Annotated in this window: 11 protein-coding genes and 1 pseudogene; 4 read left to right on the top strand and 8 right to left on the bottom strand. The window is 35.9% G+C overall.

Annotated elements, in window-relative coordinates; all coding sequences use genetic code 11:
- Nucleotides 1–689: 689 nt before the first annotated feature.
- On the top strand, nucleotides 690–3,734 hold the full coding sequence (locus tag CQZ94_RS25875) for an efflux RND transporter permease subunit (protein WP_105587747.1): 3,045 nt from the start codon (nucleotides 690–692) through the stop codon (nucleotides 3,732–3,734).
- 49 nt (nucleotides 3,735–3,783) lie between these two features.
- Here the strand turns inward: CQZ94_RS25875 and CQZ94_RS31960 are convergent.
- The 4 genes and pseudogenes from CQZ94_RS31960 to CQZ94_RS25855 all read right to left on the bottom strand — a co-directional run.
- Nucleotides 3,784–4,220: pseudogene (locus CQZ94_RS31960) on the bottom strand (P-loop nucleotide/nucleoside kinase family protein); the annotation flags it as partial.
- Between the two features lie 15 nt (nucleotides 4,221–4,235).
- Nucleotides 4,236–5,156, bottom strand: a complete 921-nt coding sequence (pstA, locus tag CQZ94_RS25865; RefSeq protein ID WP_105587746.1) for a phosphate ABC transporter permease PstA — start codon at nucleotides 5,154–5,156, stop codon at nucleotides 4,236–4,238.
- A 2-nt stretch (nucleotides 5,157–5,158) separates the two neighbouring features.
- Nucleotides 5,159–6,049 (bottom strand): phosphate ABC transporter permease subunit PstC, encoded by an 891-nt coding sequence (gene pstC, locus CQZ94_RS25860; RefSeq protein WP_002090872.1) that lies wholly within the window; start codon nucleotides 6,047–6,049, stop codon nucleotides 5,159–5,161.
- Between the two features lie 71 nt (nucleotides 6,050–6,120).
- Nucleotides 6,121–7,020, bottom strand: coding sequence for a phosphate ABC transporter substrate-binding protein PstS family protein (locus CQZ94_RS25855; RefSeq protein WP_142395938.1), 900 nt, complete (start codon nucleotides 7,018–7,020; stop codon nucleotides 6,121–6,123).
- 509 nt (nucleotides 7,021–7,529) lie between these two features.
- Between CQZ94_RS25855 and CQZ94_RS25850 the strand changes: the two genes are divergently transcribed.
- The 3 genes from CQZ94_RS25850 to CQZ94_RS25840 are packed head-to-tail and all read left to right on the top strand — an operon-like array spanning nucleotide 7,530 to nucleotide 9,884.
- Nucleotides 7,530–7,787, top strand: a complete 258-nt coding sequence (locus CQZ94_RS25850; protein WP_105587743.1) for a FeoA family protein — start codon at nucleotides 7,530–7,532, stop codon at nucleotides 7,785–7,787.
- Entirely contained in the window at nucleotides 7,784–8,506 is a 723-nt protein-coding gene (locus CQZ94_RS25845; RefSeq protein WP_105587741.1) for a FeoB small GTPase domain-containing protein, read from the top strand. Before CQZ94_RS25850 ends, CQZ94_RS25845 begins: the two co-directional genes overlap by 4 nt.
- A complete protein-coding gene (locus tag CQZ94_RS25840) occupies nucleotides 8,484–9,884 on the top strand; it encodes a nucleoside recognition domain-containing protein (protein WP_105587739.1) in 1,401 nt (466 codons plus the stop codon). Before CQZ94_RS25845 ends, CQZ94_RS25840 begins: the two co-directional genes overlap by 23 nt.
- A gap of 217 nt (nucleotides 9,885–10,101) precedes the next feature.
- Here the strand turns inward: CQZ94_RS25840 and CQZ94_RS31370 are convergent, their stop codons facing one another.
- Genes CQZ94_RS31370 through gerLA form a run of 4 tightly spaced genes read right to left on the bottom strand, consistent with a single transcriptional unit; the run spans nucleotide 10,102 to nucleotide 14,002 of the window.
- Nucleotides 10,102–10,239, bottom strand: a complete 138-nt coding sequence (locus tag CQZ94_RS31370; protein WP_105587737.1) for a hypothetical protein — start codon at nucleotides 10,237–10,239, stop codon at nucleotides 10,102–10,104.
- Nucleotides 10,240–10,251: 12 nt separating this feature from the next.
- Complete coding sequence (locus CQZ94_RS25830) at nucleotides 10,252–11,418, bottom strand: Ger(x)C family spore germination protein (RefSeq protein WP_142395937.1); 1,167 nt, start codon at nucleotides 11,416–11,418, stop codon at nucleotides 10,252–10,254.
- Nucleotides 11,402–12,523, bottom strand: coding sequence for a spore germination protein GerLB (gene gerLB, locus CQZ94_RS25825; protein ID WP_105587735.1), 1,122 nt, complete (start codon nucleotides 12,521–12,523; stop codon nucleotides 11,402–11,404). Before gerLB ends, CQZ94_RS25830 begins: the two co-directional genes overlap by 17 nt.
- Nucleotides 12,524–14,002, bottom strand: a complete 1,479-nt coding sequence (gene gerLA / locus CQZ94_RS25820) for a spore germination protein GerLA (protein WP_105587734.1) — start codon at nucleotides 14,000–14,002, stop codon at nucleotides 12,524–12,526.
- Nucleotides 14,003–14,065 lie beyond the last annotated feature (63 nt).

Below are 14,065 nucleotides of genomic sequence, written 5' to 3'. Positions count from 1 at the left end.
TCAAACTCTCCAATAAAGTTAGTTTGTCTAGCATCTAAAAATAAAAATTGACGTTTCACGTTGTTTGTTTCGTTCAGTTTTCAAAGAACTTATTTGCCGCTTCAAAAGCGACTTCATCATATTAACATCTTCATTTTTCGATGTCAACTATGTTTTTTAATTTCTTTTTTGTCGTTTTCTGCGTTTCCGCATCAGCGACGTTTATTAATATACCATCATGATTTTTAAATAACAAGTATTTTTTATAAAAAAATACAAAAAGTTATCTATCTTACTTTCTTCTATAGAAAGAACCATTATCCTTTCTACTGAAAACATCCATTTTGATTGTATACAAGTTACTATACACTATCATCAACCAGGCGGTATTTCACAACAACTCCCTAACCTTTAGTCCTCTCCTTTTTAAATTTTACAATTACCACAGTTCTACTTAAGAAGGACAAATAACCATTTAAATGTAGAGTAACAAAAAACGAGGCCACTATACTAGAGCAAAACTTTAATTAATGATTTTTCTCTCCAATCAGGAATTTTACTTCCACAAATAACGAACTTCCCCTCGAAATATTAACTTAAGATTATTGTTAGAATTTTTTTACATTTAATTAATGAAAGATATCCATTTTTTGTTATATAGTAAGAAAGTGCCCACAAAACTATAAATAAACTACTGGAGGAATTATCTTATGGATAGGTTAACAAAATTTTCATTGAAAAACCGAGCCGCTATTATTATCATGGTTTTTCTCATTTCCATACTCGGCGTTTATTCCGGCTCTAAATTACCTATGGAATTTTTACCAAGCATCGATAACCCAGCGATAACTGTCACGACATTATCACAAGGGCTTGATGCTGAAACGATGACCAAGGACGTAACTGATCCCCTTGAAAAACAATTTCGTAATTTAGAACATATCGATGGCATCACTTCTTCCACACACGAGGGATTATCACGCATCGACATTGCATATACATCCAAGGCAAATATGAAAGACGCGGCACGCGAAGTCGAAAAAGCAATTAATACAATTAAATTACCTAAAGTTGTAACTAAGCCTGTAGTTAGCCAATTAAATACTTCTATGATTCCACTCGCTCAAATTACCATCCAGAAGCAGAACGGATTTTCAAAAGCTGACGAAAAACAAATCGAGAAAGAAATCGTACCACAACTCGAAAGCATTGATGGTGTTGCCAATGTTATGTTTTTCGGAAAATCAACTTCCGAATTATCCATCGTACTTGACCCTAACCAACTAAAAGATAAAAATGTAACATCAGAGCAAGTATTAGCAGTTTTACAAGGAAAAGAAACTTCCACTCCAGCCGGAGCAATTACCGTTAATAAGGAAGAATACAACCTTCGTGTCATCGGAGATATAAAAAATGTAAATGACATTAAAAATATTACCGTTACACCTCAAGTAAAGTTACAAGATGTCGCTCAAATTGAACTAAAACAACATCATGATACCATCTCGCATATAAACGGAGAAGAAGGAACAGGATTAGTCATCATGAAAGAGCCGAGTAAAAACGCGGTTGCAATTGGAAAAGAGATTGATAAAAAGATTAAAGATATAAGCAAGCAATATAAAGATCAGTTTTCTATTAAACTTCTAGCTTCAACTCATGAGCAAGTTGAAAATGCTGTTACTAGTATGGGAAAAGAAGTAATCCTCGGGGCAATTGCTGCAACTCTCATTATCTTAATCTTTTTACGCAGCTTCCGAACAACACTCATCGCTGTCGTTAGTATTCCATTATCTATTTTATTAACACTATTTTTACTCCATCAATCTAACATCACACTTAACATTCTAACTCTTGGCGGCTTAGCCGTTGCCGTGGGACGCCTCGTCGATGATAGTATCGTTGTAATCGAGAACATTTTCCGTCGTTTACAAAAAGAAACCTTCTCTAAAAATATTATTCTTGAAGCAACCAAAGAGGTCGCAGTCGCAATTACCTCTTCTACTTTAACAACAGTCGCCGTTTTTTTACCTATCGGCCTCGTGTCAGGAGTAATCGGTAAACTAATGTTACCTATGGTATTAGCAGTTGTATATTCTATCCTTTCTTCTTTAGTCGTTGCGTTAACAGTTGTTCCACTTATGGCTTTTTTACTACTCAAAAAAACAAAACGTCGCAATTCACATTCTTCACCGCGATATGTCGCTACATTAAAGTGGGCTCTTTCTCATAAGTTTATCATTCTACTCACTTCTTTTTTATTGTTTGCAGGATCCATTGCAGCCTACATATTACTACCGAAAGCGAACATAAAGTCTGAGGACGATACAATGCTATCCGTTAACATGACATTTCCAACCGATTATGATCCTGAAGCTAAAAAACAAAAAGCCTTTGATTTTGAAAAGAAACTACTCTCTAATTCTGATGTAACAGATGTTATTTTGCGAATGGGATCTAGCGCAGAAGATGCACAATGGGGACAGACAACTAAAAACAATCTTGCAACTATATTTGTAGTCTTTAAAAAAGGATCTGATATCGACCAATATATTAAAGAATTAAAAAAAGAGCATAATGCTTTTGAACCAGCTGAACTTGATTATATAAAAACTAGTTACTCTGACTCTGGAGGCGGAAACAACTTACAATTTAACGTAACTGCTACTAACGAAACAAATTTAAAAAAGGCCGCTAACATCGTCGAAACAAAACTAAAAAGTATGGACGATCTCTCTAAAGTAAAAACAAATATAGAAGACTCTAAAAAAGAATGGCAAATTCATATCGATCAAACAAAAGCGGAACAACTCGGTTTAACACCAGAATTAGCAGCACAACAAGTATCATTCCTTATGAAGAAATCTCCTATTGGGGAAATCTCAATCAATAATGAAAAAACAACTATTATGATAGAACATAAAAAGGCATCCATTAACAAACAAGAAGATATTTTAAACACAAACATACTATCACCTATTAACGGACCAATTCCTTTAAAAGACATTGCAACTATTTCAGAAAAGCGACTTCAAACAGAAATTTTCCATAAAGATGGGAAAGAAACGATACAAATTACTGCAGAAGCTTCAAGTGAAGATTTAAGTAAAGTAAGCGCAGAAGTAAACAAGGCTATAGCCGACTTAGATTTACCTAACGGAGCAAAAGTAAATATCGCAGGTGCTACCGCGTCTATGCAAGAAAATTTCACAGATTTATTCAAAATTATGGGGATTGCAATTGGGATTGTATATTTAATTATGGTTATCACCTTCGGGCAAGCACGTGCTCCTTTCGCGATTTTATTCTCTTTACCATTAGCTGCTGTCGGTGGTATTTTAGGATTAATCATTTCAAGAACACCTGTTGACGTAAATTCATTAATCGGCGCATTAATGTTAATCGGGATTGTCGTTACAAACGCTATTGTATTAATAGAAAGAGTGCAACAAAATCGGGAAAACGGTATGGAAACAAGAGAAGCCTTACTAGAAGCTGGATCTACTAGATTGCGCCCAATTATTATGACAGCTATAACAACAATCGTCGCTATGCTACCACTCCTATTCGGTCAATCTCAAGCAGGAAGTATGGTATCCAAAAGTCTGGCCGTCGTTGTAATCGGTGGTTTGGCAGTCTCAACGGTTCTTACATTAGTAGTCGTTCCCGTTATGTATGAACTATTAGATAAAATCGGGAGAAAAAGACGCTCCCGCAGAAAAATAAGTACTTCTACAGAAACACCTGATATTTAAACTAAAAGGCGTTATCTTCATAATTGAAGATAACGCCTTTTAGAATTCCCTACCTATCGATATAATCCAGCACTTTTTTCGTATATCGCTCTAGTGGCTTACCAGAATCTACAAGAAGATATTCATCATTTAAAATCCTTTTACTGCCATCTAGCCACTTTTTTCAAACGCTACTTCTGATTCTACTGACTTATCTTATGTTCACGCGTTTGTAACCTACGATTAATTTCTTCTATATTATTAAGATAACATTCAATATATTTATATGTAGCACCATACTTCCGACATAAACCTATTCCTTTTTCAACCATCCCATCATAGAGACATGGACTATCTAATATAACACTATGTTCTTTTTCCAAAAAAACCTATCAGTTCCCACTCAATATCATAGGAGACTCCCCCAACAACTGTTGATTCAATCCCTTTTGCCGTTATTGATTTTAATAAATGGCCGTAAAAAAACTCCCTGTTTATAAACAGAGAGTTCTTACCTTCAATTTATGCCGCTTTTACCTTCTTCGTCGTTTTACGACTTTTTTTCGTTCCTGTAAAACGCTTGTGTAATACAGATGCTACGAAACGAGAAATGATATTAAAGAGTAATACCATAATAATTAATACAGCTGCAGATTTCGTTGCAATTAACTTCGCATCTGGGATAATCCCTTCAGAGTTTAATTTCCAAATATGAACAGCTAACGTTTCAGCTGGTCTAAATGGATTTAAAGGATGCGCAGGGCTCGAGAAGTCCGCTGCTGAATTTAAAATAGGTGATGTTAAACCCGCAGTATAAATTAACGCCGCAGCTTCACCGAATATACGGCCTGCCGCTAAAATAATACCTGTAATGATTTGTGGTAACGACGACGGGATAATGATACGGGCAATTGTTTGCCATTTCGTAGCACCTAGTCCAAGACTCGCCTCTTTTACATTATGAGGAACTTCAGAAATCGCATTTTCACAAACACGTGTTAAACCAGGCAAATTCAAAATAGTTAAAGCAAGCGCTCCACCCATTACTGTATATCCCCAGCCTGTCATTGTAACAAATACTAATAAGCCAAATAGTCCAACAACAATAGAAGGTAAAGACGCCATTGTTTCAATACATAAACGAACAAAACTTAAAAAACGACCTTGTTTTGCATACTCCGCTAAATATATTCCAGCACCTAATCCAAGAGGAATAGATATAACAAGCGTTATAACAAGCATGTAGAAAGAATTGAATAACTGTGGACCAATTCCCCCACCAGCTCTTGTATTACTCGGTTCTCCGAATAAGAAACTAGGATCCCAAAATCCCCATCCCTTTTGCAGAATTTCGTACATTAAAAAAGCCAGCAAAGCTACAACTAAAGCTGCAACCGCATAAAAGATACCTGTCCAAACTTTATTTACCGTTCTTGCATTCATTATTATCGCTCACCTCTTTGACCAATCGCTCGAATTACTAAAATAAACAGGAATGAAATAACAAGTAAAATCATTGCTAACGTCCATAACGCATTGTTCCAAGCTGTTCCGTTCAATGTATTCGTCATATCCATTGTCAGAATACCAGTTAACGTTGCTGTTGGACTATATATTCCTTCCGGTAATTTAATCGTGTTCCCGATTACCATTTGAACCGCTAACGCTTCACCAAAAGCACGCGCTAACCCTAAAACTATACCTGTTAAAATCCCTTGTTTTGCAGCAGGAACAATAACTCGGCTAATCGCTTGCCATTTCGTCGATCCTAGACCGTAAGAAGCTTCCAAGTAATCAAACGGAACAGAGCGTATTGCATCAGAGGCAATACTAGCAATAGTAGGTAAAATCATAATACTCAGGACAATAATACCCGCAATTAAACTAAAGCCTACTCCACCGAACGAATCACGTAATAGAGGAACCAAGATCGTAACCCCTAATAATCCGTATACAACTGATGGAATACCGACTAATAATTCTAAAACAGGCTTTAATACTTTATTCCCAAACTTCGGCGAAATTAAATTCATGAATATAGCAAGAGCTATAGCAATTGGTGCACTAATGACAACAGCACCTAACGACACAAGCGTCGAACCAACAATAAAGATTACAGCACCATACGTGCCTTGATCAGCATTTGGATTCCATTTTGTCGAAGTTAACACCTCAGAAAATGAGATACCACTTTGCGTGAAAGATTGAATTCCTTTGCCGCAAATAAACGCAATAATAGCTAATGTAATAAAAACAATAAAAATACCGCAAAACGTAACAAGTGATCTACCTATATATTCACTCTTTACGTAATTAATTTGTTTTTTCCCCTTCATCACAGGACAGACCCCACTTCATAGATTGAAATGAACAGGACTGGCCTTGCAGCCAGCCCCATAAAATTTTATTACTTATTTAATTTAGACATTGGGATGTAACCCATATCTTCTACTTGTTTTTCGAAATCTTTACCTTTTACATAGTCAATGTAAGCTTTTGTCGCTTCTTTTGCCTCACCTTTAGTTACCATGTACTCGTAAGACCAGAATGGATATTTACCAGCTGAGATGTTTTCAACTTTCGGTTCAGCACCATCAATTTTCACAGTTTGCAATGCACCTTTTTTATCGCCAACCATGTAAGACATTGCTAAATAGCTGATTGAACCTGGAGTAGAGTTAATCGCTTGCTCTACTGCACCGTTAGAATCTTGTGTTGTACCAGTTCCATCATTAATTTTAGCTTCTTTCATAACTGTTTTTTCAAATGTAGCACGTGTACCAGATGAAGCTGGACGATTAATTACATTGATTTTTTCATCTTTTCCGCCTAACTCTTTCCAGTTTGTCACTTTTCCAGTGAAGATATCTTGTACTTGTTTTGCTGTTAAGTTATCAACTTTTACATCTTTATTTACGACAAGCGTGAATGCGATACCCGCTACCTTGTTATCTACTAATTCTTTTGCTTTTTCAGCATCTTTTATTTTATCTGAAGCTGGAACATCCGAATTACCAATTTGTACTGCACCAGATGCTACTTGGTTAATCCCAGTTCCACTACCGCCACCTTGAACTTGAATAGAAACTTTTGAATTTTCCTCCATGAATTTCTTTCCAGCTTCCTCCGCAAGAGGTTGAAGAGCTGTAGAGCCAGCCGCTGCAATCGTACCTGATAATTCTTGTTTTGCATCGCTACCTTTAGCAGCTTCCTTATTATCCGTACTTTCTGCTTTTCCACATCCAACTAATGCACCTGCAACAACTAAAGCCGCTAAAGAAAATTTAATACCCTTTTTCATAATCATGTCTTGTACCCCCATTTGGATTATCACTTTTCGAATTCATCTTCTTTCGAACACAAATTCATTGTAGGACAACAATATTATGTGAGTGTTAAGCAATTTTTAAGTTTAAGTAAATGGAGGTAACATCCCATAAAAGCTAGACATTCCAACATTTACAGTTGAAAAGGCCAACAAAACCCACACTAAACACGCAGTATTGTAAATTTAATCTTAACAATGTAAATTCAATGTAAATGTTTTTCTGTATTTTTCCCTTTAGGTTAAAACTACATTTACAATTCCCCTATATTTTTAAGCTTTTACACTCTTACTTTATTTACATTAAGAAGAATTCCAGTAATATTTTTCGGTACAACTAAATAAATTGGAACAATTCTAAAAATATTTGAATATTTTTAAAGTACTAATTGACAGCATCATTAAATGTAGTCTACTATATTAGTATCGAAAAGTTTACCTAAGGAAACTTTTTAAACTAAAACTAAAAATATAGAGATGAGGTAACTTTTATGGTATCGGCTAATACTAAACCCCTTTCCGAATTCAGAACAGGGGAATTTGTACAAATTGAGAAGATACAATTAGAAGGAACTATGAAACGACGTTTATTAGATTTAGGCTTTTTTCCTGGAGCGATAATTAAAGTATTACAACGCAGCCCACTTGGAGACCCAGTCGCTTATCAAGTAAGCAACACAACTATTGCACTGCGTAGTGAAGAAAGCTCCCTTATTTTCGGGGTATTAATAGGAGATGATTTCAGATGAGTAACCATCGCATTGCATTAGCTGGTAACCCGAATACCGGGAAAAGTACATTATTTAATACTTTAACAGGCTTAAAACAACATACTGGAAACTGGACGGGGAAAACTGTTTTAAAAGCTGAAGGGGAATATGAGCATAGCGGAAGTATATATACAATAATAGATTTACCTGGAACTTACTCACTGTATTCAAATTCGGCGGATGAAGAAGTCGCACGAGATTATATTATATTTGAAAAACCAGAAGTAACTGTAGTTGTTATAGACGCAACTGCAATGGAAAGAAATTTAAATTTAGCACTCCAAGTAATGGAAATGACAAACGATGTGGTCATTTGTATTAACTTAATTGATGAAGCGGAGAAAAAAGGAATCATTATTGACGAAAAGAAATTAGCAAAATCACTTGGTGTACCGGTAGTTAAAATTTCAGCCCGAAACCGAGTTGGTATCGGACATTTACTAAGCGTCATTGCTAAAGTAGCAACTAAAAAACTCATTCCAACACCAATTAAAATTACTTATAATGAAAAAATTGAAAATATGATTCAAGAATTAGAACCACAAATTTATAAAGTGTTCGGCAATACGTATCCAGCACGTTGGATTGCGTTACGTATTTTAGATGGAGATAAAAATTTCTTAACTACACTTCAAAAACATCATAACGAACCACTTGTAAGGGAGGTCGTAATAAATGGAATCTCACTCAGCCAGTAAGGATCTTCCGCTGGACTATATTGTTCAACATGCACAAACACTTTCAAAAGAGGACATACGAGATGATATTGTCGGAGATATTTATCGAACCTCCGCAAGTATATGTAAAGAAGCTGTCCAATATACGAATACTGATAAATTATATCGTTCAGAAAGATTAGATAAGATTTTCACTTCTCCTATTTGGGGATTTCCAATTATGCTCGGTATTTTATCTATTATTTTTTATCTTACAATCGCCGGTGCTAACGTGCCATCCGAGATGATTGCTGAATTTTTTGGCTGGGCCGAAGGATATTTAACATCTTGGTTCCAAGCAATGCATGCACCAGAATGGCTACATGGCGTTTTAATACTTGGTTTATTCCGTGGTACCGGAGCTGTTATTAGCGTTATGTTACCACCTATGGCAATCTTCTTCCCTATGTTTGCCCTATTAGAAAACTATGGATATTTACCACGCGTTGCGTTTAACATGGATCGTTTATTTAAACGCTCTGGCGCGCATGGGAAACAATCTTTAACTATGGCAATGGGGTTTGGATGTAACGCTGCCGCTATTATGTCAACACGTATTATCGAATCACCACGTGAGCGTATGCTTGCTATTTTAACAAACAACTTCGTCCCATGTAATGGACGCTGGCCTACATTAATCTTAATGGCTTCATTATTTATGGCTGCTGGATATACAGGCAGCATGCAAACACTTGTTACTGCCGGCGTTGTCGTTGGAATGGTCGTAATTGGCGTTATTGTAACTTTAACTGTTTCTTGGGTTTTATCAAAAACTGCTCTAAAAGGCGTTCCAACTCACTATACGTTAGAGTTACCACCATACCGTAAACCAAAAATTTGGAATACAATTGTGCGTTCAACGCTCGATAAATCAATATATGTTTTAAAACGAGCTGTAATTGTAGCTGCACCTGCCGCTGTATTAACTTGGATACTTGCTAATATTTTTGTCGGTGACACCAGCTTACTTATGCATTTCGTAAACTTCCTAGATCCATTCGCTAAATTACTAGGACTTGATGGTTTTATTCTAGCGGCATTTATCCTTGGGCTACCAGCTAATGAAATTGTTATTCCAATTTTATTAATGTCTTACTTATCAACTGGTGCTTTAACTGAAATAGATGATTTTAATCAAATTAAAAATCTATTCTTAGAACACGGTTGGACTTGGCTAACTGCGTTAAACACAATGTTGTTCTCACTCCTTCATTTCCCATGCGGAACAACACTAGTTAACATATACAAAGAAACAAAAAGTGCAAAATGGACATTCTTATCATTCGCAATCCCTACTGTTATTGCCGTTGTTGTTACATTCCTCTCTACACAATTGGTACATTGGTTAGGGCTTTTATAAAGTGAAACTTTACTCAGTAGGGTGCTCTATCCCCTACTGAGTATTAGCCTTCACCAATCGGGCTTTTACGGGCAGTTGACTTCCTATCTAACTTCCTTGTTTCCACCGAATTTTTTAGGTGGAAGTCTTACTGCCCGCAAATAGCGGGATAAAACAAAGCTTACATAGAAGGTATCCCCCTTCAACATATGCTTTGTGCACAAAAGAAACCTAAAACTTATTCAGGTTTCTTTTTTTGTGCCTCTTCTTTCCACGGCTGAGCTCCATACGTTGTGATTTTTTTATGAATAAAGTATATGGCCCCTGGAAGAACCGCCATTAATATCGTGCAACTAATTCCTAATCCAGTAAACAAATTTAATCACCCTTATTTCACTCTCTTTGGTAAAGCAGAACCCGAATGTTCAATTGTTGGATGAACATGAACAGTAATTTCAGCGTTACTAAAGTAATTTTCGCCTTGATCCCAATTCTTACTTATCTTTTTCCACTCTTTATAATTATGTCGCTTATATACTTCCCCCAATGCTAATACATCTACCTTATATTTTTTTTGAACAAGCTTAATCGATTTTTGGATGCGCTTCTCCATTCCCTCCGCGATGTTTTTCTTTAATCGATTTTCACTCATAATTTGTTTATGATCACTAAAATGCAACTCAGCTAATGTCCCTTCCAAAGATAAATGAATATCAAACTTCGGTTTTGTAGCATTTTCCGTAGATACTTTAATCTTTCGGTGCATCTTATGAATTTCATATGTAATAAGCTGGTCTTTTTTACGGATAGTAAAAAAACCTCCAATTTTTTTACCTATTATATAATTCATTCCTAATGTTTGTTCTCCACTTAAATTGCCTACACACTTATTATCCTTCCCACGAAACAGCGCTGCCCCATTCATTTGTACCCCTTGTTTTGTTAGTTCGAGAATAGGTAATACGAAACTTTGGTTAGCAATCATTTTTTGCTGTACCTCACCAATTCTTGCAGCCTCAATCATTTGGGCATTTTTCGGAGGATGTTCAGCTAACATATCAATATACTGCGCCGGTAAGTTCTCAGGCTTGGCACTCTGCTTTAAAATAGCTTCTGCATTTTTCTCAGAAACGAACAAACGAATATTTCTTCTCATCTCGTGATCGCGAATATATACATCTAACGTATTTTGTAAAACATATGGATTCGAAAGTAATTCTTTAGAAAAAATTATCACTTGTATATGCGGAAAGAATAATGAACGACTAATTTTTTTAGCGATAATTCGTATTTGCTCAAAGACACTATCTGCTTTCGCACTAACATTAATATAATTTTCACTATCTCCACCGCCTTGGCCACCTTGTTGCGCTAACTTACTGGGAAGTACCATCTGATACGTCCCTTTCATAATTGGATTTGATTTCTTTACCTTCACAATATCGTAAGCTGCACCTACTACAAATCCTCTTTCTTCTATTTCTTCTAGCTCAGAGCACCCACTGATAGATCCAGCTAGAACCATAACCATTATAATTTTAAGAAGGTGTTTCATTTCTACCATTCCTTCTTTTTATTTTATATACAATAAAAACTAACAAAGGCGCTAGCACGACAAACCCCATATCTATCCAAGCTAAATAAGTCCCATAACTTGACAAAGCATTTAAATTACTAGGTATCATATTCAACATAAAAATAAGCGGGGCACTTACAAAAATGAAAATATGTTTCTTCACTTTCGGAAACATAGCGCAAAATAATAAAGATGCGATGTCATAATACATTGCTGTAGTGTTATAAATAGTAATAATCCAAGTAGTAAAAAAAATGGCATCAAATCTTTCTAAAAACCCTCCACCAATTTCAATTTCTTTCCCTAATTCAATTGTTGGATACGTCAATCCACGGGTTGTCATATATGTAAAAACACTAATACAAGTTACATAAATTAAAATGTACGACAGCACATTTACCATTACTGCTTTCGCAACTGCCATTGGTGCTTTTTTTGCTGTGTCATTTAACATCACCGCATAGAACAAAGCTACCTCAAATCCAATAAACGTAAAAACAGAGTTTTTAACTCCTACAGCATATTGACTTACGTTCGTTTGAAAAGCCGGTAGTAAATTGTTTATTTCCATTAAATTCACATTCAATAAAGAAAGCAACACTATTGCAATTAACACGATAGGTAAGAATAGAACACTTAACCTTAATAAAGCTGCTCTCGATCCTGCTATTCCATAAATAACAACTAATAAGAAGAAAAAAGACAGTAGCTGTACTGGTGTATCACTAAATAAATACGTTTGTGAAATAATTGCAATCATTCGCGATTCATATGCTGTCAAAGCAGCAAACGTTAATACTAAAATGCTACTAATTGTGTATGCAACAGGCTTCGTCAAATGCGCACTTGTATATTGAACAAAGTTTTGTTTTGGGAATAAAATAGCTACCCTCGTTACAAACCAACCTAAAACCGCACATATCAATCCACCCAAAAGCAAAATAATCCAACCGTCTGAAAATAAAGTTTGCATAGCAATATCTCGAGGCATAGATAATGCACCTATACCGATAATTGTTGACGATACCGCAAAACCAAGTTCCCGAGATCCAATTTCCTCATCCCCATATTCAAATGGTTTCAATTACTCTCGCTCCTTTGGACGTAATGTAGAGTCTTTCGTTTGTAAATATTCTGGTCTCTCTTCTAACATTGATTTTGGTAGGCGAACCAATTCTTCTTCCCAATCTTTATAAAAAGCAGGAGCAATAGGTGTTGTATACGGAACCCCAACACTCTTTAAATTTGTAATATGAACCGCAAGTGCAATAAGAGCTAAAATGATTCCGTACAACCCAAAAGCAGTTGCAGCTAACACGAAGACGAAAAGTAAAATTCGAAATGTGATCGTAATGCTATATACAGGAAGTGAAAATGTAGCAATTGCGGTAACCGCAATAATAATTACTAAAAACGGATTTACAATCCCCGCATTTACTGCCGCTTCTCCAATTACAAGACCACCTACGATACCAATTGTTTGCCCCATCGGTTTCGGAAGCCTAATTCCAGCTTCTCTTATTAATTCCATCGTTAATGCCATCATTAACGTTTCTATATATGCCGGAAATGGCACCCCTTCTCTCGCTCCCGCAATAGAATAAGCTAGTTTAGATGGGATAAGCCCTTGATGATACGATACAAGCGCTACGTACATGGCAGGTAATAAAACAGCAGCGATACCTGATCCCATACGTAAAATTCTTAATAACGTCCCAATTACCCAACGCTCATAATGATCTTCTACAGATTGAAAAATATCAACAAACACTAGTGGAGCTATAAGAGCAAATGGTGACCCATCTACTAAAATGGCCGCTTTCCCTTTCGCCAATGCAGCCACTATATTATCTGGTCTTTCTGTATTTAAAAACTGCGGAAACGGCGACAAATTATTATCTTGAATTAATTGCTCAATCGTTCCTGTCTCAAAAATGACATCTGTCACTATTGATTGAAGACGCCGATCTAGCTCTTTTACGATGTAAGGGTTAATAATATCTTCTATATATACTAGGGTTACTTCTTTCTGCGATCGCTTCCCCATAATATAAGATTGAAACCGTAACTTCGGATCACGTAAACCACGGCGAATTAACATTTTATTCACATTAATATCTTCATTTAATCCAACTCTCGGTCCACGTATTAAATCTTCTGTCACTGGCGGTTCTAGACTTCTTTTCTCCCAAGCCCTACTGTTAACAACAATAGCCGTTTGAATATTATCAATTAATATGACTGTATCTCCTGCTAAAACCGCATTTATAATATCTGGAAAAGTTGTCTTCATACCGACTTCTGCAATAGAAATAAAACGATCCAATAACGTCTGAACCACAGCTGCTTCATTTGGTATTTCTTCATATTGAAGTGTACGAACTACATATTTATAAACATTATCCTTATCTGTCAATCCACATAAAAAAACAACCGCACAACGTGTAATGCTACCAGCAAGAGCAACTTCTCTAATTGTTAAATCATTAGGTGAACCTAACTCATCTCTAATTTCCTTCATAACTTCAAACAAGTTACCCTTTAGCTCTAACAATTTCCCCACCTAACTTCCTTTTCAACAAGTTTTTAGTTAGATTCCGCTAATAGAAGAAAATATATACAAAAA

Source organism: Bacillus sp. MYb209 (assembly GCF_002975175.1).
Lineage (GTDB): Bacteria > Bacillota > Bacilli > Bacillales > Bacillaceae_G > Bacillus_A.
The sequence above is the reverse complement of the archived record's forward strand: the minus strand, read 5'-3'. Positions and strand labels throughout refer to the sequence as shown.

Coding starts and splice junctions, on each gene's coding strand:
- CQZ94_RS25875 (WP_105587747.1), top strand. CDS start 690: ATGGATAGGTTAACAAAATTTTCATTGAAAAACCGAGCCGCTATTATT.
- pstA (WP_105587746.1), bottom strand. CDS start 5,156: ATGAATGCAAGAACGGTAAATAAAGTTTGGACAGGTATCTTTTATGCG.
- pstC (WP_002090872.1), bottom strand. CDS start 6,049: ATGAAGGGGAAAAAACAAATTAATTACGTAAAGAGTGAATATATAGGT.
- CQZ94_RS25855 (WP_142395938.1), bottom strand. CDS start 7,020: ATGATTATGAAAAAGGGTATTAAATTTTCTTTAGCGGCTTTAGTTGTT.
- CQZ94_RS25850 (WP_105587743.1), top strand. CDS start 7,530: ATGGTATCGGCTAATACTAAACCCCTTTCCGAATTCAGAACAGGGGAA.
- CQZ94_RS25845 (WP_105587741.1), top strand. CDS start 7,784: ATGAGTAACCATCGCATTGCATTAGCTGGTAACCCGAATACCGGGAAA.
- CQZ94_RS25840 (WP_105587739.1), top strand. CDS start 8,484: ATGGAATCTCACTCAGCCAGTAAGGATCTTCCGCTGGACTATATTGTT.
- CQZ94_RS25830 (WP_142395937.1), bottom strand. CDS start 11,418: ATGAAACACCTTCTTAAAATTATAATGGTTATGGTTCTAGCTGGATCT.